At 63.5% G+C, this 22333-nt stretch carries 20 protein-coding genes; 11 read left to right on the forward strand and 9 right to left on the reverse strand.

The annotated features are described in order from the left end of the window. A complete protein-coding gene (locus EB235_RS19390) occupies nt 1–453 on the reverse strand; it encodes an Lrp/AsnC family transcriptional regulator (protein ID WP_027029407.1) in 453 nt (150 codons plus the stop codon). Between the two features lie 163 nt (nt 454–616). Between EB235_RS19390 and putA the strand changes: the two genes are divergently transcribed. Next, on the forward strand, nt 617–4225 hold the full coding sequence (gene putA / locus EB235_RS19395; protein ID WP_027029406.1) for a bifunctional proline dehydrogenase/L-glutamate gamma-semialdehyde dehydrogenase PutA: 3609 nt from the start codon (nt 617–619) through the stop codon (nt 4223–4225). A gap of 107 nt (nt 4226–4332) precedes the next feature. Here the strand turns inward: putA and EB235_RS19400 are convergent, their stop codons facing one another. The 4 genes from EB235_RS19400 to EB235_RS19415 are packed head-to-tail and all read right to left on the reverse strand — an operon-like array spanning nt 4333 to nt 8537. Then, nucleotides 4333–4647, reverse strand: a complete 315-nt coding sequence (locus EB235_RS19400) for an antibiotic biosynthesis monooxygenase family protein (RefSeq protein ID WP_027029405.1) — start codon at nt 4645–4647, stop codon at nt 4333–4335. Nucleotides 4648–4700: 53 nt separating this feature from the next. After that, nucleotides 4701–5810 carry an energy transducer TonB family protein gene (locus EB235_RS19405; protein ID WP_348626879.1) on the reverse strand — a complete coding sequence of 370 codons (1110 nt, stop codon included), beginning with the start codon at nt 5808–5810 and terminating at the stop codon, nt 4701–4703. Between the two features lie 34 nt (nt 5811–5844). Next, a complete protein-coding gene (locus EB235_RS19410) occupies nt 5845–6288 on the reverse strand; it encodes a hypothetical protein (protein WP_027029403.1) in 444 nt (147 codons plus the stop codon). A 5-nt stretch (nt 6289–6293) separates the two neighbouring features. Next, nucleotides 6294–8537: a TonB-dependent hemoglobin/transferrin/lactoferrin family receptor gene (locus tag EB235_RS19415; protein ID WP_027029402.1), complete on the reverse strand. Its 2244-nt coding sequence runs from the start codon at nt 8535–8537 to the stop codon at nt 6294–6296. A gap of 200 nt (nt 8538–8737) precedes the next feature. Between EB235_RS19415 and hemP the strand changes: the two genes are divergently transcribed. From hemP to EB235_RS19440, 5 genes are read left to right on the forward strand one after another with little or no spacing between them, the layout of a single operon-like run. Beyond that, a complete protein-coding gene (gene hemP / locus EB235_RS19420; RefSeq protein ID WP_027029401.1) occupies nt 8738–8947 on the forward strand; it encodes a hemin uptake protein HemP in 210 nt (69 codons plus the stop codon). A gap of 23 nt (nt 8948–8970) precedes the next feature. Further along, complete coding sequence (locus EB235_RS19425) at nt 8971–10032, forward strand: hemin-degrading factor (RefSeq protein ID WP_027029400.1); 1062 nt, start codon at nt 8971–8973, stop codon at nt 10030–10032. Between the two features lie 11 nt (nt 10033–10043). Beyond that, entirely contained in the window at nt 10044–10940 is an 897-nt protein-coding gene (locus EB235_RS19430) for a heme/hemin ABC transporter substrate-binding protein (RefSeq protein ID WP_027029399.1), read from the forward strand. 5 nt (nt 10941–10945) lie between these two features. Next, nucleotides 10946–12049 carry a FecCD family ABC transporter permease gene (locus EB235_RS19435; RefSeq protein WP_027029398.1) on the forward strand — a complete coding sequence of 368 codons (1104 nt, stop codon included), beginning with the start codon at nt 10946–10948 and terminating at the stop codon, nt 12047–12049. 18 nt (nt 12050–12067) lie between these two features. Further along, complete coding sequence (locus tag EB235_RS19440) at nt 12068–12859, forward strand: heme ABC transporter ATP-binding protein (RefSeq protein ID WP_027029397.1); 792 nt, start codon at nt 12068–12070, stop codon at nt 12857–12859. A gap of 42 nt (nt 12860–12901) precedes the next feature. On the opposite strand, the gene rirA is transcribed toward EB235_RS19440, so the two are convergent. Next, on the reverse strand, nt 12902–13366 hold the full coding sequence (rirA, locus tag EB235_RS19445) for an iron-responsive transcriptional regulator RirA (RefSeq protein WP_027029396.1): 465 nt from the start codon (nt 13364–13366) through the stop codon (nt 12902–12904). 317 nt (nt 13367–13683) lie between these two features. Between rirA and EB235_RS19450 the strand changes: the two genes are divergently transcribed. The 3 genes from EB235_RS19450 (at nt 13684) to EB235_RS19460 (ending at nt 16205) form a co-directional block, all read left to right on the forward strand. Beyond that, entirely contained in the window at nt 13684–14979 is a 1296-nt protein-coding gene (locus EB235_RS19450; RefSeq protein WP_027029395.1) for a DUF445 domain-containing protein, read from the forward strand. Nucleotides 14980–15077: 98 nt separating this feature from the next. Then, nucleotides 15078–15506 (forward strand): phasin family protein, encoded by a 429-nt coding sequence (locus EB235_RS19455; protein ID WP_027029394.1) that lies wholly within the window; start codon nt 15078–15080, stop codon nt 15504–15506. A gap of 201 nt (nt 15507–15707) precedes the next feature. Beyond that, nucleotides 15708–16205 (forward strand): MaoC family dehydratase, encoded by a 498-nt coding sequence (locus EB235_RS19460; RefSeq protein WP_027029393.1) that lies wholly within the window; start codon nt 15708–15710, stop codon nt 16203–16205. 193 nt (nt 16206–16398) lie between these two features. Here EB235_RS19460 and EB235_RS19465 read toward each other — a convergent pair whose 3' ends face one another. Continuing rightward, entirely contained in the window at nt 16399–17859 is a 1461-nt protein-coding gene (locus EB235_RS19465; protein WP_027029392.1) for an MFS transporter, read from the reverse strand. A 128-nt stretch (nt 17860–17987) separates the two neighbouring features. On the opposite strand from EB235_RS19465, the gene EB235_RS19470 reads away from it, so the two are divergent. Continuing rightward, nucleotides 17988–18878: a LysR family transcriptional regulator gene (locus EB235_RS19470; RefSeq protein WP_027029391.1), complete on the forward strand. Its 891-nt coding sequence runs from the start codon at nt 17988–17990 to the stop codon at nt 18876–18878. 2 nt (nt 18879–18880) lie between these two features. Here EB235_RS19470 and EB235_RS19475 read toward each other — a convergent pair whose 3' ends face one another. Beyond that, on the reverse strand, nt 18881–20284 hold the full coding sequence (locus EB235_RS19475) for a PLP-dependent aminotransferase family protein (protein WP_027029390.1): 1404 nt from the start codon (nt 20282–20284) through the stop codon (nt 18881–18883). Nucleotides 20285–20390: 106 nt separating this feature from the next. Between EB235_RS19475 and EB235_RS19480 the strand changes: the two genes are divergently transcribed. Beyond that, nucleotides 20391–21254: a DMT family transporter gene (locus tag EB235_RS19480; RefSeq protein ID WP_027029389.1), complete on the forward strand. Its 864-nt coding sequence runs from the start codon at nt 20391–20393 to the stop codon at nt 21252–21254. 21 nt (nt 21255–21275) lie between these two features. Here EB235_RS19480 and EB235_RS19485 read toward each other — a convergent pair whose 3' ends face one another. Beyond that, complete coding sequence (locus tag EB235_RS19485; RefSeq protein ID WP_027029388.1) at nt 21276–22316, reverse strand: zinc-dependent alcohol dehydrogenase family protein; 1041 nt, start codon at nt 22314–22316, stop codon at nt 21276–21278. Between the last annotated feature and the right edge of the window lie 17 nt (nt 22317–22333).

A 22333-nucleotide genomic window follows, 5' to 3' on the forward strand; every position in this document is an offset into this window, starting at 1 on the left:
TTACCTGTCCTTGACCGTCTCCATCGCCACGAAGGTCGAAGTCTGGGCGACATGGGGGAGGGCGGAGATGCGCTCGCCAAGCACGCGGCGATAGGCGGCGATGTCCCGGGTGCGAACTTTCAGCAGATAATCGAAGCTCGACGCCATCATGTGGCATTGCTCGATCTCCGGCACGGCCTGCACCGACCGGTTGAAAGCGTCGAGCGCTGCCGACCTGGTGTCGGACAATTTCACCTGGACGAAGGCGACATGGCCCTCACCCATGCGCTCGCGGTCGATGATTGCCTGATAGCCCCTGATATAGCCGTCCTTCTCCAGCCGCTTCACCCGTGCCTGCACCGGCGTCTTGGACAGGCCGACCTTTGCCGCGAGTTCCGACATGGAAAGCCGGCCATCGCTTGCCAGCGCCGAAAGGATGTTCCGGTCAATGCGGTCCAATTGGTCTTCTGTCATCTAAATTGCAGTCCATATGCTTATCTCAGGCCTTCATGATAGTTCGAATGGCCTGCCATGTCGATTTCTTTGGACCGGCCGAAGATTTGGAGCTGTGCTAGCTTGCGCCATTCGGTCCGGTGACCGCCGGCCCACTCCCCTTTGCTCGATCCACGGGACCGCCATGCCGCTCGATGCCATCCGCCAGCAGATCCGCGCCAACTATTTGCCTGACGAAGACGAGGCCGTGAAACGGCTGGCCGAGGCCACGGGGCTCTCGGCGAGGGACCGCGATGCGATCTCGGCGCGAGCCGCCGACCTGGTGCGGGCGGTACGCGGCTCGTCCGATCCCCGGCTGATGGAGGTTTTCCTCTCCGCCTATGGCCTCTCCACAAAGGAAGGCGTGGCGCTGATGTGCCTGGCCGAGGCGCTGCTGCGCGTGCCGGACACCGAGACGATGGACGACTTGATCGCCGACAAGATCGCGCCGCACGACTGGTCGGCGCATTCCGGCGGTTCGAGCTCGATCTTCGTCAATGCCTCGACCTGGGCGCTGATGCTGACCGGCCGCGTCCTCGACGAGGGTGAGGGGGGCATTGAAGGCACGCTGCGCTCGATGGTACGGCGGCTTGGTGAACCGGTTATCCGCAAGGCGGTGGCCGCCGCCATGCGCGAGATGGGCGAGCAGTTCGTGCTCGGCCGCACCATTGCGGAAGCCGTCAAGCGCGGCCGGCCGATGATTCAGAAGGGCTATCTCTACTCCTTCGACATGCTGGGCGAGGCGGCCCGCACCGAGGCCGATGCGCTGCGCTATCACAAGGCCTATGCTGACGCCATTTCATCGCTCGATTCCGGCTCCAACGGTCCTGATATCAGGCAGAATCACGGCATTTCGGTCAAGCTCTCGGCGCTGCATCCACGCTACGAGGTGGCGCAGAAAGAGGAGATGCTGCCGGTCATGGCCGAGCGGCTGCTGGCGCTGGCGCTGGCAGCCCGGCATTCGCGCATGGGCCTCAACATCGACGCCGAGGAGGCCGACCGGCTTGATCTGTCGCTCGACGTGATCGAGCGGGTGCTGGCCGATCCGGAACTCGCCGGTTGGAACGGTTTTGGCGTCGTCGTCCAGGCCTATGGCCCGCGCGCGGCTTTCGCCATCGACTGGCTCTACGCGCTGGCGAAGAAGTACGACCGCACCATCATGGTGCGGCTGGTCAAGGGCGCCTATTGGGACACCGAGATCAAGCGGGCGCAGACGCTGGGGCTTAGCGGTTACCCCGTCTTCACCCGCAAGGCCAACACGGACGTTTCCTACATGGCCTGTGCGAAAAAACTGCTTGGCATGACCGACCGCATCTATCCGCAATTCGCCACCCACAATGCGCATACCGTTGCTGCGATTCTCTCGATGGCGGGAAATCGCGACTCCTTCGAGTTCCAGCGCCTGCACGGCATGGGTGAGGGTCTGCACGAGACGGTGCGTAAATCAGAGGGCACACGCTGCCGCATCTATGCGCCAGTCGGCGCCCATTCCGACCTGCTTGCCTATCTGGTTCGCCGGTTGCTGGAGAACGGCGCCAACTCGTCGTTCGTGCACCAGCTGACCGACGAGGATGTCGAGCCGGAGGATATCGCGCGCGATCCGCTGAAGACAATCGAGGATCAGGGTCCTGCCGCCAATCCCGCGATCGCCCGGCCTTCGCAGATCTTTGGCGCCGGCCGCCATAATTCGAAGGGATTCGATATCACCGACACGGTGACGCTGGCGGCGATCGACAAGGCCAAGGCGGCCTTCGCCGGCTCGGATCGCTGGCATGCCAAGCCGATCACGCGGGCCGCCAGCTATGGCAAACAGCGCCCGATCGTCAATCCGGCCAAGCCTGACGAAGTGGTCGGCACGGTCAGCGAGGCGGCTGCCAAGCAAGTCGCGACCGCCGTGCGCTTCGCGGTCGAGGCGCAGCCGGCCTGGGCCAAGCGGCCGGTCGCCGAGCGTGCCGCCATCCTCAACCGCGCCGCCGATCTCTATGAAGCCAATGCGGTCGAGTTCTTCGCGCTCGCTACAAGAGAGGCCGGCAAATCATTGGCCGACGGTGTCGCCGAGGTGCGTGAGGCCGTCGACTTCCTGCGCTACTACGCCGCCGAAGCGGTGAACAATGAAGCCGGTACCGAGGCGCGCGGCGCCATTGTCTGTATTTCGCCGTGGAATTTCCCGCTCGCCATCTTCACCGGCCAGATCGCTGCCGCACTCGTGACCGGCAATTCGGTGATCGCCAAACCGGCCGAGCAGACACCGCTGATCGCTTTCCGCGCCGTCGAACTTTTGCGTGAGGCCGGCGTGCCGGAAGACGTCATCCAGCTTCTGCCCGGTGACGGCCCTTCGGTCGGTGGTCCGCTGACCGCTGATCCACGCATTGCCGGTGTCTGCTTCACCGGCTCGACCGAGGTTGCCAAGCTGATCGAGAAGCAACTGGCCGAGACCGCCGCACCCGACGCGATGCTGATCGCGGAGACCGGTGGCTTGAATGCGATGATCGTCGATTCCACCGCGCTGCCCGAACAGGCGGTGCGCGACATCCTGGCCTCGGCCTTCCAGAGCGCTGGCCAGCGCTGCTCGGCGCTGCGCGTGCTCTATGTGCAGAAGGACGTCGAGAAGAAGATGCTGGAGATGCTGAAGGGTGCCATGGAAGCGCTCAACATCGGTGACCCCTGGTTGATCTCGACCGATGTCGGTCCGGTCATCGATGATGAGGCCCAAAGCTCGATCCGGGACTATTGCATCAGAATGGGCCTGCAGGGCCGGCTGATCGCCAAGCTCGAGGCGCCGAAGGATGGCCGCTTCGTCGCGCCGCATGTCTTCCGGGTCAAGGGCATCGAGGAAATGGATCGCGAGGTGTTCGGGCCGGTGCTGCATGTCGCCAGTTTCGATGCCGACAAGATTGATACGGTGATCGCTGAGATCAACCGCAAGGGCTATGGCCTGACCTTCGGATTGCACACCCGCATCGAGGGCCGGGTGCAGCATTTCGTCGACGGCATCCATGCCGGCAACATCTATGTCAACCGCAACCAGATCGGCGCCGTCGTCGGCTCGCAGCCATTTGGCGGCGAAGGACTGTCCGGCACTGGACCAAAGGCCGGCGGCCCGCATTATCTCAGGCGCTTCCGCAAGGGGCCGGAGGCCGGCACGCATGTCGGAGAAGGCCACAAGGTGACCGCGACCGAGCTTGCCGACAATCTGCCCGATCCAGCACTTGGGGGATGGTCGACCCGCCCGGATCGAATTGCGATCCTGAGAAAACATCTGCGCGGCAAGGGGGCGGCCGCCATTGGTGCGGCCGCTGCAATCGATTTCGGCCAGGTCGATCTGCCCGGACCAACCGGCGAGGCCAACACGCTGTCGCTGTCGCCGCGCGGGCGGGTGCTGTGCCTTGGTCCCGACGCTGACACGCTGCTCTCCCAGACGATCCAGGCGCTCGCCGCTGGCAATGCGGTGCTGGCCGTGGCTCCAGGGGGACCGGCTGCATTGTCGGCGCTGACCGGCAAGGGACTGCCGCTGGCGGCCATAGATGGCCGGCCTGATCCGGTCGAGGCGCGCTCGCTGCGCGTCGATGTCGTGGCTTTCTCAGGCACACCCGAGGCGGCGCGCATCGTGCGCAGGGTCATCGCCGACAGGACTGGCCCGATCGTGCCGCTGGTCAGCGAGGTGCTCAACCCGGCCGCCTATGCGCATGAACGCGCTGTCTGCGTAGACACCACGGCGGCCGGCGGCAATGCCAGCCTGCTCGCCAGTGCCTGATCCGACTTAGAGCAGTTCACCGTTTCATAGAAACGGCGAACCGCTCTAACTCTTTGTTTAACGCAATTCCCGACGGAAAACCGTTTCACACTTTTCCTGGAATTGCTCTACGCGCCCTCGACGACGGAAAAGCCCTCGAATTGCGGGTGGCCGAGATAGTGGACCTTGGTCGTGCCGACATTCCTGTGGGCGGCGCGGAAGTTTTCCGATTTGGTCCAGGCGATGAAATCGTCGTGGCTTGCCCACACCGTGTGGGAGGCAAACAGCGTGTAGCCCTCGGTCTCGTTGACCGAGCCACGCAGCAGGTGGAATTCGCGAAAACCCTTCATCTCGGCAAGGCTGGAGTCGCGGTTTTTCCACACGGCTTCGAAGTCAGCCTCCGAGCCGGTCTGTACCTTGAAGCGGTTCATGGCGATGTACATTGGGTTCCTTTCGGCTATTCGCGAGCGTTGATCTTGGGTAGTTGCTTGAGCTGTCAAGGCGAGAAGGGGCCGATTGGCGCTTTGAACCGCCAGTTCATCAGCCCGGTCTCGGGAGGAATCGGCGGGAACGGTGCCTGTTTTCGCACAAGCTCCAAGGCGAATTGATCGAGTTCGGGCGAGCCTGAGCTTTTGGCAAGCTGCAGGTCGACAATGTTTCCATTGGCGAGCACGACAAATGCCACCAACGCGTTGTTGCGGGCTGTCGTCTGTGCGGATTTCGATACGCGGCGATTGGCGCGAGCCAACTTGCTGGCTACCTCGCCGCTATAGCGGGATGCCGCCGCGTTCCCGGTATCGGCTTGCTTTCGGCCCTTGCTCGCAATTGCCGCCTTGATTTCTTTGCCGTCCGCTGTGCCGCGGTCCTCGTATGCTTCGTCTGCAGTTGCAGGGGCGGCTTCCGGGGTTGGCCTGGCACTTGGGATAGGCGGCTGCTCTGGAACGGCGACAGGCATCTCGATCGTTTCGGGCTCGGCGCTTGGCTGTGCCGGTTCGGCCTTGGCGGCCACGCTTTGATCATCGGGACGCGGAGTCGCCGCGACCAGTATGTCCGGCGTGACCGCTTGCTGTTTGACGGCTTCCGGCAAGGGCTTGGGCAGCGGCTTGGCTGCTTCGGGCTCGGGAGCCTGCTTCACGGCCTCCTGTGGAGGCTGCGAAGGTTTTGTCGGCTGCACCGGCCTGGGCGGCTTAGCGGGCTCCGGTTTGGCCGGCTGCGGATTCGGCACCAGTTGGACATTCACTGCCGCCGGGTCCTTGTCCAGCGCGCTGCCGGCGACCTTGTCTCCGGTCTGATCGCTGCCTTCGGACTGCATGGTGTCCTGGAAAGCGGATGTGCCGGCGGGCGAGATCAGAAACGCCGCCGCCACCGTGGCATGAAGCACGCAGGAGATAACGATCGCCGCTGTCCACTTGCCGCTCCCGGCAGACGGTCGCACAGGCGCGAGTCGCTCGGCCGGCGCTATCGCCAGCTCGCTGCCAGCGTCGGGGAGGGGACTGATTTCCTGCATGTCGAGGGCGGGAAACTGCAGCGAGGCGCGTTGACTTGTCAAATCAAGATCGGTTGCCTCAAGCGGCAACCAATCGAAGCCGGTCAGCGGCCCGGCCACGGTCTTTCCCGGGAATGGGCGATGCAGTCCCACTTCAGACGCCGAAAGCGATACCGGTCTTGGTGTCGGTCTTCAGCTTGCGCATGCAGGCACTCGGTTCGACACCGGTGCCGGCGCATTCGGTTGCGCTGTTGATCAGCACGCGGCTGACCTTGGTGCAGTCGGTGCCGGCGAGATCGAAGCGCGTCACCTTGGTCTTGCCGGCCGGCAGGTCCTTGAAGTCGAGCGCGGTCAGCCGGTCGACAATGCCGGCCTCGTTGAACAGCGCGATCTCGAACGCCGCCTTGGACAGGTCGGCGCCGAGGCTGTTGTTGACCAGGAACGTCAGCCGGCACCCTTTGTCGGATGGTTGCGCGGCGTTGAGTTCGAGGGTCAGCGCGGGGATCGGTGCGGACTCTTCAGCCCACGCCGGAACCATCGCCAGCGACATCGCAAACGTCGAGGTCAGCAGACGAAGGGATGTCGTCAAGCTCTTCATAATCATCAGCCTCCAAATCGCATTGTTGCCGCCAGCTTCAACGTTATGCCGGGCTCGTAGGCCGCGAATGTCGACTGGGCGCCGGGCGTCGTGGCCGGGACGACGTTGAGCGCATTGGCATATTTGACGTCGAACAGATTGTCGGCGCGGAAATCGATCTTCAGATTGTCCGTCGCCTGGTAGCTGGCGAAGGCGTTGACGAGCGTGTAGTCGTCGGCGATCGGATTGCCCTTCGGCTTGCCGTTGTACTGCACTTCGCCGCCGACGGTCAGCTTGTCCTCGAGGAAGCGCAGGCCGAGCTGGGCGGTGACCTGTGAGGAGGGGATGGTGAGCAGTTCCCCGCGCACTCCGGCATAGGACATGGTGTGGCCGTTGGTGATCGAAGCGGAAAGCCCCGCATAGCCCCATCCGGCATCGTAGACGCTTTCGATCTCAATGCCGTTGATCTTGGCCTTGGCGAAATTCTGATACTGGAAGCAGATCGGGATGTACCCTGGATTGCTTCCCAACTGGCTAAAATCAACCGGGCAGGCGCTTGCGGGGTTCGTGAATGACGCGGGGAAAGACACGCCCTGGATGTAGTCATCCACGTCATTGTTGAAATAGGCCGCCTTGATACGAAGCGCGTCGCCGGCCTCGAAAATATCGTTCTGTTTGTAGTTGATGCCAGCCTCGACTGTTTTGCCGGTTTCGGGCTTGAGGTTCGGATTGGGCAGGAACGGGAAGGTGACGCCCGCGGGGTGGCGGCCGCTGATCAGCGTTTCCGTCAGCGACGGAGAGCGATAGCCCTCGGCGTAGGTGCCGTAGAATTGCAGCCCATCGAGGCCCGCGCTTTCAAATGGCGTGACACCGACGGTGATGCGCGGCGACAGCCGGTCGCCCGATGTCTCGTGGTTGCTGTCCTTGAGGCTGTAATTGTCGTAACGCAGCCCGGCTATGACTTCGAGCCATTCCCAGCTGAGCTTGTCCTGGACATAGGCGCCGGAAACATTGCGCTTGCCGGAAGGCGTGTAGAAGCTGTCGCCACCGGCGGCACCACCGGTCTTGACGTCGTCACCCACCCAGTCGCCGCCATAGGTCAGCTCGTGCGCGATGCCGGCGGTCTCGAACCGCGATGTGTTCCAGATGTCGATTGAGGTCGTGCCGACATAGAACGTCGACTGCGAACCCGCCGGCAGGATCACCGGCAGACCGGTCGAAGGATTAAACCGGGACTGGGGGACAAGCGTGGTCAGATCAAGATTGGTCTTGTTGTACGAGGTGTTGATATGAAGATCGAGCCAGCTCTTGTCTTCGTCCGTGATGTTGTAGCGGGCTGTGAAGGTGTTCGACTTCAAGTCGACGTCATTGACCGGGATGCCGCCGGTGATTTCATTCCAGCCATCGCTTGAACCGACCCAGCCAAGCTTCAATTCGCTGTTCTCGGTTGGGCGAATGCTGGTCTTGAGCATGCCGCTCAGCACGTCGAAGCCGGTGCCTTTGACGGTGTTGCCGCCGCCGTCCTTGTAGTCGTCATAGTTGCGGTAGACGATGTTGCCGAGCACATCCCAGTTCTCGTTGACGCGATAGGCGCCCGTAGCGCTGGTGGTCCAGCCCTTGCCGTTGCTCTCATAGCGGCCGGTTACCGAAGCGCCCCATGTTTCTTCCGGCTTGAGGAAGTCCGCGGCATCCTTAATGTCGAAGAAGACGACGCCGCCGATGGCGCCCGAGCCATAGGTGTTGGCGACAGGACCCCGGATCACATCGACGGATTTGATCAGCTCGGGATCGATGTAGAAGGTCGACTGGGTGCCGTGGTCGGAGCGCTGGAAATCCTGGCGCGCGCCGTCGACGATGACCGCGACGCGGCCGAAATCCTGCAGGCCGCGAATGTTGATGCTGGTGCTGACGCGCCTGGCGTCGGCTTGTGCCGCGACACCGGGTACACCGAACAGCATCTCGTTGGGCGTCGTCGCCATGCGGCGGTCGAGCTGTTCCTTGTCGAGATGGCTGGCCGACGCCAGTGATTCGATCGCCGTCTCGCCGGTGCGGCTGATGACGAGAATCTTGTCGAGCAGCGTCGCACCTGCCGGGGCGGCTTTCTTCTCATCAGCCTTCTTCGATTGATCCGTCTGCTGGCCTGCCGGCTGCGTTGCCTGCTGTGCGTGAGCTGATGGCGCAGACAAGGCGATTGCCGCCACGCTTGCCAACAAAGCCGCCGCGCCGCTCACCATCGGCTGGCCGCGCCGTTCCCAAATCATCAACCCCATGCCCCAACTCCAGAATTCCAGGTTTCGTGCTGGCTGGCGCGGGGCTCGCTGGCATTTTTGATCGTGTCCGGCGTCTTAAATGTTGACTCATTTAATCCGGTATTGCACTGACTAATAAACATGATTATTCAAGTCAAGAAATGAATCGGATCTTCGCAGCGCCCAGCCAGACGCCCGGCACAGGAAAGGGATCGACCCAGATGAACACCCACAATCCCAATGACTTTCGCTACCGCGTCCGCCGTTCCGACGATGCCGCCGTCACCCGTTTCGATCGGGTTCCGCTGGCGGTCAGAACATTGTCCAGCAACACGCTGTTCCAGGGCGAGCACGAGATCGGCATCGAGCATCATGGCGCGCTCTACCGGCTCAAGATCACCCGCCAGGGCAAGCTCATTCTCAACAAGTAAGGCAAGGCAGTTAGGGACGAGACATGGACCAGCGCGTAAAACCCGCCCCGCATGAAATCCGGCGGGCACGGACGGAAAATCCGAAAACGCGCGAGCGTGACCTGGCTGCCCAACTTGGCATTTCGGAAGCCGAGCTGGTCGCCGCGCATTGCGGCGACGGCGTTGTCCGCGTCGAACCGCGCGTCAACGATCTCTTGACCGGCCTCGAAGCCGTCGGTGAGGTGATGGCGCTGACCCGCAACGAAAGCGCCGTGCACGAAAAGATCGGCGTTTACGACAAGGTCGTCACCGGCAACCACAATGCCATGGTGCTTGGCGAGAACATCGACCTGCGCATCTTCCCGAAGGCCTGGGCACATGGCTTTGCTGTGGAAAAGCGCGATGGCGACGAGATCCGCCGCAGCCTGCAGTTTTTCGATGCGGCGGGCGAGGCGGTGCACAAAGTGCATCTGCGGCCGGCGTCCAGTCTCTATGCCTACCAGAAGCTGGTTGCCTCGCTGGAATCGTCCAACCAGGAACCGACGGTCGACATTTCAGGCCAAGGCTTCGACGATGAGGGCGAGGCCACGGCGACAACCGCCAACCTTGACGATCTGCGTGATCGCTGGAGCCGGCTGACCGACGTGCACCAGTTCTTCGGCATGCTGAAGACGCTGAAGCTCAGCCGCCGCCAGGCGGTGCGCATGGTGGGAACGGATTATGCTTGGCTGCTCGACAATGACGCGGTCCGCGCCATGTTCCATCACGCTGCTGAAGGCGAGATGCCGATCATGTGCTTCGTCGGAAACCGCGGCTGCATCCAGATCCATTCCGGGCCGGTCAAGTCGATCAAGCCGATGGGGCCGTGGATCAACGTGCTGGACGAGACCTTCCACCTGCACCTGCGGACCGACCACATCCATGAAGTCTGGGCGGTGCGCAAGCCGACCAAGGATGGCCATGTGACCTCGCTCGAGGTCTACGCCGCGAACGGCGAGATGATCATCCAGTTCTTCGGCAAACGCCACGAAGGCGAAAGCGAGCGCGACGACTGGCGCTTCCTGGTCGAGAACCTGCCGCGCATCCCGAACCCGACGGCAGCCTGAGGAACAAAACGATGTCTTTTCTTTCGAAATCGCCGACCATGCGTGGCGCAATGGTCGGCCTTTCCCTCGTTGTTGCCATGCTGCAGCCGGCTGCCGCCACTGAAGGCGTCTCGATTTTCACGGACACCTCGAAGATCGTCGCCATAGGCGGTTCGATCACCGAGATCGTCTATGCGCTTGGCGAGGAGAAGCATCTGGTGGCGCGCGACTCCAGCAGCCGTTATCCGAAGGCGGCGCTCGACCTGCCCGATGTCGGTTATATGCGCGCGCTGTCACCGGAAGGTGTGCTGTCGGTCAATCCGACCGGCATCCTGGCGCTGCACGGCAGCGGTCCGAAGGAAGCCGTCGACGTGCTGAAGAAGAGCAGCGTTCCGTTCATCGAAGTGCCCGAGCATTATAGCCACGAAGGCATCCTCGAGAAGGTCCGCATCGTCGGCAAGGCGCTCGGCGTCGATGCCAAGGCCGAGGTCTTGGCCAAGGAGCTCGATGCCAAGCTGACATCAGCCGAAAAGCAGACCGCCTCGATCAAGGAGCGCAAGCGCATCCTGTTTGTGCTGTCGATACAGGGCGGCAAGATCCTGGCAGCGGGCAGCGAAACTGCGGCCGACGGCATGGTCAAGCTGGCGGGCGGGGTCAATGCCGTCGAAGGTTTCTCCGGCTACAAGCAGATGTCCGATGAGGCTATTATCACCGCCAGGCCGGACGTGATCCTGATGATGAGCAATGCCGGACCGCCGGTGTCGGACGACGAACTGTTCGGCAATCCGTCGGTCGCCTCGACGCCGGCCGGAACCGCGCGCAAGGTGATCCGCATCGATGGCAGCTATCTGCTCGGCTTCGGGCCGCGCACGGCTGAAGCCATCCACGACCTTGCCGTCTCGCTCTATGGCGCTGAAGTCACGGACTGAGCATCATGGTCGATCAATCGATCGCCGGCCCGGTGAAGGTGATGGCGAGTGCATCTGAAGGCGACCGCTCGGGTCGCGCCCGCATCGTCATCCTTTATCTGTGCCTGGGGCTTGCCGCCGCCGTGCTCTTGTCGCTCACATCAGGGGCATCGGATGCCTCGGCCGTCAACGTTCTCAAGGACTGGCTGCTTGGAGCCGTTCCCCGTGATGCAGCGCTGAGCGCCCGTGACAGCCTGATCGTCTACGACATCCGCTTGCCGCGCGTCATCCTCGGCATGCTGGTCGGCGCTGCGCTCGCGGTATCGGGCGCCGTCATGCAGGGATTGTTCCGCAATCCGCTGGCCGATCCCGGCCTGATCGGCGTTTCCGCCGGCTCCAGCCTTGGCGCGGTGGCCGTCATCGTGCTCGGCACCACGGTGCTGGCGCCGGTAACGGCCTTGTCCGGCGCGCTTGCACTGCCGCTGGCCGCCTTCTTCGGCGGCTTTGCCACGACAATGGTGCTCTATCAGGTCGCCACGCGACGCGGGCAAACCTCGGTTGCCACCATGCTGTTCGCGGGCATCGCGCTGGCAGCACTTGCCATCGCGCTGACCGGCATCCTCATTTTCATGGCGGATGATCGCCAATTGCGCGACCTGACCTTCTGGCAATTGGGGTCGCTCGGTGGCGCAACCTGGCAGAAGATCGGTTCTGTCGGGCCGATCATCATAGTGGCAATGGCGGCGATGCCGTTCCTGTCGCGGGGCCTCAACGCGCTGGCGCTGGGCGAGGCGACCGCTGGCCATCTCGGCATTCCGGTTCAGCGGCTGAAGTACACGGCCATCATCGGTGTCTCGGCCGCGGTCGGTGCATCCGTCGCCGTCAGCGGCGGCATCGGCTTCGTCGGCATCGTCGTGCCGCATCTGCTGCGCCTGCTGATCGGTCCGGACAACCGTTATCTGCTGCCGGCCTCGGCGCTGCTCGGGGCCTCGCTGCTGCTTCTGGCGGATGCGGTCGCCCGCACCATCGTGGCGCCGGCCGAACTGCCGATCGGCATCGTCACCGCGATTGCTGGCGCGCCGTTCTTCCTGTGGATCCTGCTGCGCAAACGCGGCGTGGTTGATCTGTGAGACTTCTGTGAGGCTGGGATGATCGAGGCAAGGGACGTTTCCGTCGCGATTTCCGGCAAGCGCATTGTCGGGGGTGTCGATTTCGATGCGCGACCCGGCGAGATCGCGGCCATCGTCGGCCCCAACGGCTCCGGCAAGACGACCTTTCTGAAGGCCCTGTCGGGCGAACTCGCCTATACCGGGCACGTAGCTCTCAATGGCCGTGACCTGTCTTCGATGAAGCCGGTGGAGATTGCCGTCCAGCGGGCGGTGCTGCCGCAGGCGATGACGCTGTCGTTCCCGTTCACCGTGCGCGAGGTGGTCAAGCTCGGCCTTGTCGGCGGCCGCTCGGGTGCCTTGCCGGGCGAGGATGCGCGGCTGCCGGAACGGGCGCTGGCCCGCGTCGACCTCGATGGCTTTGCCGGACGTTTCTACCAGGAGCTTTCCGGCGGCGAGCAGCAACGTGTCCAGCTGGCGCGCGTCCTGTGCCAGGTCTGGGCGCCGGTGCTGGACGGCAAGCCGCGCTATCTGTTCCTCGACGAACCGGTTTCCAGCCTCGACATCAAGCACCAGCTGATCATCATGAACATCGCCCGCGACTTTGCCAGAAGGGGCGGTGGAGTGGTCGCCATCCTGCACGACCTCAACCTGACGGCCATGTATGCCGACCGGATTTTCGTCATGCATCGTGGCCGGCTGGCCGCAACCGGATCACCGCAGGACGTGTTGAGTGATGATCTGATCGAAAAGGTCTTCGATTGCCGGCTCCGCGTCGGCGTGCTGCCGGCCGGGAATATGCAGTTCGTGCTGCCGCAATCATCGGTCAGCTGATATTCAGGTGAGGCCGGCCGCGACGGGCTTTAATCGGTGCGATCAGGCAGCCGGGGCGCGGCGTTCGACCAGCATGTCGATGCCAAGCAGGTTGCGCACACTGGGCCGTGCCGCGACCATATCGGCGATCGTGTAGCGGGCAAGCACGGCGAAGAAGGCGTTGAGTGCCTCACGCAGCGCCGAATTCAGCGCGCAGCTGTCGACCAGCGGGCACTCGGCGGCATCGTTCTCGAAGCATTCGGCCATGGCGAAGCTCTCTTCCGTCACGCGCACGACGTCGAACAGGTTGATGGATTCCGCGGCGCGGCCAAGCCGGACGCCGCCATTTCTGCCGCGCACGGTCTCGACCAGACCATGCTCGACCAGCGGCTGCAGGATTTTGAACAGAAACAGTTCCGACACCGAATAAGCGGCCGCAATTTCGGGAATGCGGCTCAACCGGTCATTGTTGGCGGCACAGTACATCAGGATGCGCATGGCGTAATTGGTCTGGCGGGTAAGCCGCATATTGTCCTCACTAGGCGCTGACGCGGTGCAACACGCCAGATTCCAGAACTTGTTGGCGCGGCGCTCATCCGGAATTTCGGATTCGCCACACTGGCCTTGGCCGAATATGGCCTATACCTTGGAATAATTCCAGACTAGCTTCGCATAATAGATGAATATTCTCGTCAACTTTATGTGCGCAACCGGGCAAAGCGCTGGGAAAGCCTGATATCACGGGCATTTCGGCGGTCAAAACACTAGATAGACCCCAAATCGACCAGAGATTGACCAGAGATCGATCGGGAATCGATCAGAGATCGGCGAGGAGCGGCTCATCCATGTCCCAATCGGCTCCGTCCCTGGCGCCTGTCCGTTTCGATGCCGATGCGGCCGCCAAGCTCGCCGCGCTGCGCCGCACCAAAGTCATCGCCACAGCCGCGCTGGCGCTTTGCGTGCTGGTGTTCGCCTTGGCCAAGTCGTTCGAGAAGTCCCATCCATGGCTGGGGTTCGTCGCTGCCTTCGCCGAGGCAGCGACCATTGGCGGCCTTGCCGACTGGTACGCCGTGGTTGCGCTGTTCAGGCGGCCGCTTGGCCTGCCGATCCCGCACACCGCCATCATCCCGGAAAAACAAAACCGCATCGCCGACAATCTCGGCCGTTTCATCGAGGCCAATTTCCTGGCACCGGAGCCGGTGCGGGAAAAACTGGCCGAGGTCGATTTTGCAGCGCTCGTCGCGGATTGGCTGACTGATGCCGAACGCGCCGCCGGCCTGTCGCGCTTCGTCGTGCGGCTGGTGCCGCAGACGCTGGCCGCGGTCGAGCAATCCGGTCTGCGCGGCTTCGTCACCAGCCGCATGCTGGAGCAGATCGAAAAGGTGCCGCTGGCGCCGCTGGCCGCGGAACTCTTGTCGGCACTCACCGACGACCGCCGCCATCAAAAGCTGTTCGACGAGTTCATCAAGGTGATCGGCCGCTTCCTGAACGACGAACAGGCGCTGGCGACGATGCGCGAAAAAATCCGCGAAGAGCTGCCCTCGCTGTTCAACCTGTTCAGGGCCGACGCCTATCTGCTGAAGAAGATCGTCGCCTCGGCGGGTTCCTTGCTCGATGAGGTGCGGGCCGATCCCGAGCACCCGATGCGCGCCGAGTTCGACCGTTTCGCGCAGGCCTTCATCGACAAGCTCAGGACATCGAAGCAATATGCCAAACGTGCCGAGAAGCTGAAGCGCGATTTTCTGGCCCGTCCGGAGGTCAGGGGATTGGCTGGCGACATGTGGGCAAGCCTCAGCCAGTTTATCGAGCAGGATGCCAAGGCGCCTGAATCGATCATCCGCACGCATCTCGCCAACATGTTCGTCGAGGTCGGCCGGCATCTTGCCGGTGATCCGCAGATCAGGGCCGACATGAACGGGGGATTCGTCGTGGCGCTTTCTTCGTTCGTGGAAAGCCAGAAGAGCGGCGTGTCGAAATTCATCGCCGACCAGGTCAAGCGCTGGGACCTGGCGCAACTGACGCGGCTGATCGAGATGAACATCGGCAGGGATCTGCAATACATCCGCTTCAACGGCATGGTCATCGGTGGGCTGGCGGGTATCGTGCTCTATACGATCGAGCTGCTGCTCCCGGTCAATTGATGCGCATCGATCGCCAGGTTCGAAATGGACATACGGCAGCCGAGTGCTATCCTCCCCTTGAGGGCACCCGCATCCGCGGCGACAGGGGAGAAGACACCATGGCAAAACAACCGGAATCCGATTCCTTCATGGACATGTTCGGCAAATTTGGCCGCGACCTGAAGGTGCCCAATGTCGATGTCGAGGCAATCCTCGCCCATCATCGCAAGAACCTCGAAGCGCTGGAGAAGGCGGCGCGAGCCAGTGCCACTGGCGCGACCTCGCTGTTATCAAGGCAACGCGAAATGCTGCAGGACACGCTGCGCGAGGTCGCCGACGTGGCGCAGAGCTATCGGGCGCCCGGCAATCCGCAGGAGCTCATGGCCAAGCAGACGGAGTTCGCCAGGAAATCCTTTGAGGCGGCGCTCAAGAATGCGAGCGAAGTGGCTGAATTGGCCCGAAAATCCGGCACCGAATCGATCGACATCCTGCGTGCGCGCATCAAGGCGGCGATGGAGGAAATCCGTGCCGGCTACGAGAAGAGATAGGTCTACGTGGCCTGTTGTACGGCATTTTCCCACACACTCGGCCGATACTCCTTACCCCAGCGCATAGTTGCATCCGCGCCACGCGATAGTCGGCATGGCATGATTCAGCCGGAATTCGGCGGAACGGATTCACGCAAGGCGAATTGACAGGGGCCGTGCGTTCGTGGTCCGGAGGCGCTGCAAGCTATCGGGAAAGCAGGAATGACTGAAGTACGGCCTAAAACGCCGCCGACCTACGAGCAGTTGGGGACGATGTCCGGGCAGGAGCTTGGCGTCTCGGAGTGGACCACGGTCGACCAGGACCGTATCAACCAGTTCGCCGAGTGCACTGGCGACCATCAATGGATCCATGTCGATCCCGAACGGGCGCGGCGGCAAAGCCCGTTCCGCACGACGATCGCGCATGGGTACCTGACGCTGTCGATCATCGGCGCGCTGGCGCTCGGCATGGGGATCGTGCCGGAAAACACGCAGGCCGCCTTCAACTATGGTTTCGACAAGGTGCGCTTCCTGGCGCCGGTCAAGGTCGGCGCGCGCATCAGGCTGCGCACGGTCCTGCTTTCCATGGAGGTCAGGGGGCCCGGCCAATATCTGATGAAAGCGGCCAACACGGTCGAGATCGAAGGCGAGGAAAAGCCAGCGCTCGTGGCGGAAACGCTGGTCATGCTTTATGAGCGCCGCAAACGGGCAGGGGCCTGAGAGACCGTTTGGAAATTCTACTCCGGCGGCCATCTGATGGCGTTTTCTGCGCTTCCGGTGCTCACGGACCCAAATGTCCGCTTCGCTCCGGTTCTCGAAACCACCACCATATGACTCACCAGAGCGAATTTCGAAACAGTCTCTGCGCGGCGTCTAACGGACATTACGCTTCCATCGCCAGGCAGGTTGTGCCTCATGGAACAATGGGTTCCACACGACCGGCTACGCGGGCCGAGAGTAGCGCGAGGACCAGCGCGATAAGCGCCAGCGCTGTTGCCGTCTGAAAGGTGATCTGCATCCCATGGGCGGCGGCCGCTGAACTCAAGAGCTGCTGTCCAACCCCTTGCCGAGCACCAGCCGATGCGACCGCGAATATCGCGCCCATCAAGGATGCGCCGGTGATGAGGCCGAGATTGCGCGACAGGTTGAGCAGCCCCGATATGACGCCGCGCTCGCCGGCACTGATACCGCTCATGACGGCTGCATTGTTGGAGGTCTGGAACAGGGCGTAGCCGAAGCAGGTGACGGTGATCGGAACGACATAACTGACAATGCCGAGCCTCGTCATGGCCAGCGACAACAGGAATGTACCGATGGCGAGACTGAACAGCCCGGCGACCATCATCCTGTTGGCTCCGAAGCGATCGGCGAGCCGTCCGGCCAGCAGCGCCGACAGGGCCGACACGAGCGGCCCGGTCGAAAGCACCACGCCGACCATCGCCGCATCGAGTCCCAGCCCTCGCGACAGATAGAACGGGGCAACCACCAGGGTCGCCATCATCACCGTGGCGACGATGAGGTTCATGGCAAGACTGGCGCTGAGCCGTGGATTCCGGAAGCTGGCGAGTTGAACCAAAGGGTTTTTCACTCTCGTCTGCGTGGCGGCGAAGAGAACAACGCCTATGCCGGTGGCGGCCAGCAGGCCGATGTTGAGCGCGCCGAAATTGCCCCGGCCAAGCGTCATGGCCAGTGCATAGGCGGCCAGTGTCAGAGCCAGCAGGACAGTGCCCATCGTGTCGAATTTGCCTTGGGTGGCCTGCGCTGTTTTGCTGCGAACGGGTAGGGCATGCCAGGCGAGGGCAAAGGTCAAGAGGCCGAGCGGGACATTGACCAGGAAAATCGCCCGCCAGCCGAGGCCGGCGATCAGCAGGCCGCCGAGCGAGGGGCCGAGTGTCGTGCCGACCGATGACATGGCACCGAGCAGACCCATGGCGCTGCCGGCCCGCTCCTTGCTTACGGTTTCCGAGACAAAGGCGAGCGTCAGCGCCATCATCAGCGCTGCGCCAAGCCCTTGCACGGCACGCGCGGCGATCAACAGCCAGAGTGTCGGCGCCAGGCCGCACAAAACTGATGCCGAAGTGAAAAGGGCGATGCCGGCAAGCAGCAAGGGCCGACGCCCGAACACGTCGGCCAGCCGTCCGGCGCTGACGATCAGCGTGGTGATGGCAAGGAGATAGGCCAGAACCACCCATTGCACAGCCTGGAACGACGCTCCGAACGTCTGCATCAGCGCGGGCAGCCCGACGCTGGCAATGCTTGTTCCGAGCGACGACAGCAGCGTGGCGAGCGACAGGCTTGCCAGCGCCCAGCCTACCGATCGGTTCTGTTGCGGGGCTGATACCAGCCCATCCAGATTTTGCTCGGCGACTGTCATGGCGATCTCCTTTTTGTTGGCCCCGCAACGGAGTTCTCGGAGATCTAGTCCTGCGCTTGGTATGGCGGAAGGCGCAGCATTTGCATCATATCAGTGCATCAGACGCCACATCATGTTATGATCCGCGGATGACATCGCCCGATCTCAATCTGCTCTTTGCTCTCGACGCTCTGCTGGCGGAAGGCAGCGTGGCACGCGCCGCGCGCCGCCTGCGGCTCAGCCCCTCGGCAATGAGCAGGACGCTGGCGCGGCTGCGCGAGGCAACGGGCGATCCCCTGCTGGTCCGCGCCGGGCGCGGCCTGGTGGCGACGCCACGCGCCGAAGAGTTGCGGCGGCAAGTCGGCCGCGCCGTCCAGGATGCGGAGGTGCTGCTGCGCCCTGCCGAGTTGCTGGATCTCTCAGGCCTGGACAAGGTCTTCACGCTGCGCACCAACGAAGGCTTCGTCGAGGAATTCGGGCCTCGCCTCGTCGCCCGCATCGGGGCTGATGCACCAGGGGTGCGGCTGCGTTTCGCGCCGAAGTCCGACAAGGATGTGCTGTCGCTGCGCGAAGCGGCGATCGACCTGGAAATCGGCGTGGCCGGCGAAACCGGACCCGAAGTGCGCATCCAGGCGCTGTTTCGCGACCGCTTCATTGGTGCCGCTCGAACAGGCCACCCCTTAAGCGAAGGCAAGGTGACGCCGGAGCGCTATGCGGCTTGTCGGCACATCAGTGTCTCGCGGCGTGGCCGCGAGAGAGGGCCGATCGACGAGGCGCTGAGCGGGCTTGGCTTGCAGCGGACGGTCGTGTGCATGGTCTCGGGTTTCTCGGCCGCGCTCGCCATGGCGCGCGCCTCGGACCTGGTTGCCAGCGTGCCCGAGCGACACACGGCCGGCGCGCGCTCAGACATGCACAGCTTTCCGCTGCCGGTCGCTACTGTGGAAGTCACCATCTCCATGCTCTGGCACCCGCGCCTCGATGCCGACCCGGCGCAACGCTGGCTGCGCGACTGCGTGCGGGAGGTCTGTGCGAGCCGCTGAGATCAGGGCGCCATTGCCGCCTCAAGTACCTTGAAAATTCGCGCGTCTTCGCACTGGGCGACGTTGAAGCGCAGGAAGCGGCTGGCAGATTGCGACAGGCTGAACGCATTGCCGGGCGCCAGCACGACATTGTCGGTAAGAGCCCGGCGTGCGACTTCGGCTGCGTCTATGCCATCCGGCAGGCCGCACCACAGGAACAGGCCGGCCGGCTGGTCGATCCAGGGCGTGATGCCGATTGTCTTCAGCCGGGTGCCGGTCTCGACCATGGCGCGCGCGAGCCTCGCGCGCAGCAAATCCATGTGCTTGCGGTAACTGCCGTCCTTCAGCAGCGTCAGCACCAGCTCGGCCGCCAGCCGTCCGCCGCCGAAGGTGGTGGCGATCTTGAGGTCGGTCAGGCCGTCGATCCAGTCGCGGGACGCGGCGATGAAACCGCAGCGCACCGACGCCGACAGCGTCTTGGAGAAGCTGCCGATCTGGACGACGCGGCTGAGGCCATCGAACGCCGCGAGCCTCGAGGCAGGGGTGTGCTCGAAATCGGCGAAGATATCGTCCTCGACAATGGTCAGGTCCGATTGGTCGGCGAGCTTGAGCAGCCGGTGCGCAGTGACCGGCGACAGGATCGCGCCGGTCGGGTTGTGGATGGCGGAGTTGGTGATGTAGAGGCGCGGCCGGTGCTCGGCGAGCGCTTGCGCGAACAGCTCGATGTCAGGCCCCGACGGCGTGTAGGGAACGCTGACGACCTTGGCGCGGTGGGCGCGCAGCAAAGCGTGGAAATTGAAATAGCAGGGGTCGTCGACCAGCACGGTGTCGCCGGGCTCGATCAGAAGCCGGCACAGAAGATCGATGGCCTGGGTGCCCGATTCCGTCAGCATGATCTGTTCGGGGGAGGCTTCGACGCCATGCCCGGCCATACGCCGCGCCAGCAATTGCCGCAGCGCCGGCAGGCCGAGGGGCGTACCGTAATCGGCAAGCGCGACATCGTCGGCGCGTGCGACCGTGCGCAATGCGCGACGTAAGCCGGCCTGGGGCATCCAGGACGCCGGCAGCCAGCCGCAGCCGGGTTTCACGGTCTCGTCGCTGGCGTCCAGCGACTGCCGCGAGACCCAGAGCGGATCGACGGCACGGTCGAGCCGGGGACCGATCTCGGCCAGCGACAACGGCGCCAGCGAGCCGGCGGCATAGAAGCCCGAACCCGGTCGGGAACGGATCGTGCCCTCGGCGGCCAGCCGCTCATAGGCTTCGACCACCGTCGATTTGGACACCTGCATGGATTGGGCGAAGGCGCGGATCGAAGGCAGTCGGGCTCCCGGTGTCAGGCTGCGTGTGGCGATCCGCTGGCGGATGGTCGCCATCACGCTTTCGACCAGGGTTCCCCCACCGTCAGTTTCCAGAGCGATGTCCGCCATCCGTACTGCTCATCAGGCCATTACAGTTTCGCAGAATTGTACCCCATTGTCTCTGGCTGCACCATGGGCATCTGTTCGATAGAGGGCGAAAGATAGGGAGCCTGGAATGGACAAGACTGCGAGCGGCTGGCTGAACGGATTTATCGGCGTGCTGATCTTCTCAGGCTCGCTGCCGGCGACGCGCGTGGCCGTGATGGACTTCGATCCGACATTCGTCACATCGGCCCGCGCCGCGATTGCCGGACTGCTTGGCCTGGCAATGCTGCTCTTGTTCCGGCAGAAACGCCCACAGCGCGGGGACCTGGTGTCGCTGGTGATCGTCGCACTTGGCGTGGTGGTCGGCTTTCCCTTGCTGACCGCCTTGGCGCTGAAGCACGTCACCTCCGCTCACTCCATCATCTTCGTCGGCCTGCTGCCGCTGGCAACCGCGGTCTTCGGCGTGCTGCGCGGCGGTGAGCGTCCGCGCCCGGCGTTCTGGCTGTTTTCCTGCGTCGGCAGTGCGCTGGTCGCGGGCTTCGCGCTGATGCAAGGCGTGACCGCCTCGCCGGTCGGCGACGGCCTGATGCTCGCCGCCATTGTCGTCTGCGGCCTGGGTTATGCCGAGGGGGCCGCGCTGTCGCGCAGGCTCGGCGGCTGGCAAGTGATCTGCTGGGCGCTGACGCTGTCGCTGCCGATCATGTTGGTGCTGACGTTAGCGACCCTGCCGCTATCCTTTGCGGCCGTCGGCTCCCCCGCCTGGATCGGGCTCGCCTATGTCTCGTTGTTCAGCATGCTGATCGGCTTCGTGTTCTGGTATCGTGGCCTGGCGCAAGGCGGCATTGCCGCGGTGGGGCAGTTGCAGTTGCTGCAGCCCTTCTTCGGCCTCGCGCTGGCGGCGACGCTGCTGCACGAACAGGTCAGCCCCATGATGGTGGTCGTCACGCTGGGCGTGGTGGCGTGCGTGTTCGGGGCGAAGGAGTTTGCGCGGTAGTTCGGGAAGCGAGTCCCGCGCCTAAAACTTCGTCACAACCCCAATCCCTATCCCCTCGAAGCCACCCATCGCCATCAAGGCCGCGGGCGCTTCGTCGAGGCTGATCTTTTTGCCGACCAGCAGTTCGGGCTTCAGCTTGCCGTGGCGGATCATCTCCATCATCGCGGGGTAGCGATAGGCCTGCATGCCGTGGCTGCCGAGGATTTCGAGCTCGAAGGCGATCACCTTGTCCATCGGCACTTGCGGGCGGGCGTGCTCGCCCAGCATCAGGCCGACCTGCACGTGGCGGCCGCGCCGGCGCAGATTGGCGATGGAGTTGAACGAGGTGGTCGGGTGGCCGAGCGCGTCCATCGACATATGCGCGCCGCCATTGGTGATCTGCTTGACGGCCTTGACCACATTGGGCGTCGTCGACGCATTGATGGTGGCGACAGCGCCGATCTTTTTGGCGAACTCCAATTTCTCGTCGGTGAGGTCGATGGCAATCACGTTGGCGCCCATCGAGCTGGCGATCATGATGGCCGACAGGCCGACGCCGCCGCAGCCATGCACCGCCACCCATTCGCCCGGCTTTACCCGGCCCTGGTCAACGATGGCGCGAAAGGAGGTGACGAAGCGGCAGCCGAGGCTGGCGGCGGTGGCGTATTCCATCTCCTCGGGCAGGCGCACGAGATTGGTGTCGGCGTGCTCGATGCCGACATATTCGGCGAACGATCCCCAGCCGGTGAAGCCCGGCTGCGTCTGATGCTCGCAGACCTGATGGTTGCCCGACGTGCATTCGAAGCAGCGGCCGCAGCCGACAGCAAACGGCACTGTCACGCGGTCGCCGGCCTTCCAGCGGGTGACCTGCTTGCCAGCGGCAACGACGACGCCCGCCAGTTCGTGGCCCGGGACATGCGGCAAGGTGATGCCGTCATCATGGCCCATCCAGCCATGCCAGTCGCTGCGGCACAGCCCGGTCGCCTCGACCTTGATGACGACGCCATCTGCGGCCGGCTTCGGATCGGGGACGGTCTGGATCGTCGGCGCTTCGCCGAATTTCTCGAAGACGACGGCTTTCATTGGCAGGTCCTTACTGT

Origin of the sequence: Mesorhizobium loti R88b, assembly GCF_013170845.1 — a bacterium.
Taxonomy (GTDB): Bacteria; Pseudomonadota; Alphaproteobacteria; order Rhizobiales; family Rhizobiaceae; genus Mesorhizobium; species Mesorhizobium loti_B.

What these genes read in the sequence shown, in the direction of transcription:
- EB235_RS19390 (WP_027029407.1), bottom strand. Translation starts at nt 453, where the DNA reads ATGACAGAAGACCAATTGGACCGCATTGACCGGAACATCCTTTCGGCG.
- putA (WP_027029406.1), top strand. Translation starts at nt 617, where the DNA reads ATGCCGCTCGATGCCATCCGCCAGCAGATCCGCGCCAACTATTTGCCT.
- EB235_RS19400 (WP_027029405.1), bottom strand. Translation starts at nt 4,647, where the DNA reads ATGTACATCGCCATGAACCGCTTCAAGGTACAGACCGGCTCGGAGGCT.
- EB235_RS19410 (WP_027029403.1), bottom strand. Translation starts at nt 6,288, where the DNA reads ATGAAGAGCTTGACGACATCCCTTCGTCTGCTGACCTCGACGTTTGCG.
- EB235_RS19415 (WP_027029402.1), bottom strand. Translation starts at nt 8,537, where the DNA reads ATGGGGTTGATGATTTGGGAACGGCGCGGCCAGCCGATGGTGAGCGGC.
- hemP (WP_027029401.1), top strand. Translation starts at nt 8,738, where the DNA reads ATGAACACCCACAATCCCAATGACTTTCGCTACCGCGTCCGCCGTTCC.
- EB235_RS19425 (WP_027029400.1), top strand. Translation starts at nt 8,971, where the DNA reads ATGGACCAGCGCGTAAAACCCGCCCCGCATGAAATCCGGCGGGCACGG.
- EB235_RS19430 (WP_027029399.1), top strand. Translation starts at nt 10,044, where the DNA reads ATGTCTTTTCTTTCGAAATCGCCGACCATGCGTGGCGCAATGGTCGGC.
- EB235_RS19435 (WP_027029398.1), top strand. Translation starts at nt 10,946, where the DNA reads ATGGTCGATCAATCGATCGCCGGCCCGGTGAAGGTGATGGCGAGTGCA.
- EB235_RS19440 (WP_027029397.1), top strand. Translation starts at nt 12,068, where the DNA reads ATGATCGAGGCAAGGGACGTTTCCGTCGCGATTTCCGGCAAGCGCATT.
- rirA (WP_027029396.1), bottom strand. Translation starts at nt 13,366, where the DNA reads ATGCGGCTTACCCGCCAGACCAATTACGCCATGCGCATCCTGATGTAC.
- EB235_RS19450 (WP_027029395.1), top strand. Translation starts at nt 13,684, where the DNA reads ATGTCCCAATCGGCTCCGTCCCTGGCGCCTGTCCGTTTCGATGCCGAT.
- EB235_RS19455 (WP_027029394.1), top strand. Translation starts at nt 15,078, where the DNA reads ATGGCAAAACAACCGGAATCCGATTCCTTCATGGACATGTTCGGCAAA.
- EB235_RS19460 (WP_027029393.1), top strand. Translation starts at nt 15,708, where the DNA reads ATGACTGAAGTACGGCCTAAAACGCCGCCGACCTACGAGCAGTTGGGG.
- EB235_RS19465 (WP_027029392.1), bottom strand. Translation starts at nt 17,859, where the DNA reads ATGACAGTCGCCGAGCAAAATCTGGATGGGCTGGTATCAGCCCCGCAA.
- EB235_RS19470 (WP_027029391.1), top strand. Translation starts at nt 17,988, where the DNA reads ATGACATCGCCCGATCTCAATCTGCTCTTTGCTCTCGACGCTCTGCTG.
- EB235_RS19475 (WP_027029390.1), bottom strand. Translation starts at nt 20,284, where the DNA reads ATGGCGGACATCGCTCTGGAAACTGACGGTGGGGGAACCCTGGTCGAA.
- EB235_RS19480 (WP_027029389.1), top strand. Translation starts at nt 20,391, where the DNA reads ATGGACAAGACTGCGAGCGGCTGGCTGAACGGATTTATCGGCGTGCTG.
- EB235_RS19485 (WP_027029388.1), bottom strand. Translation starts at nt 22,316, where the DNA reads ATGAAAGCCGTCGTCTTCGAGAAATTCGGCGAAGCGCCGACGATCCAG.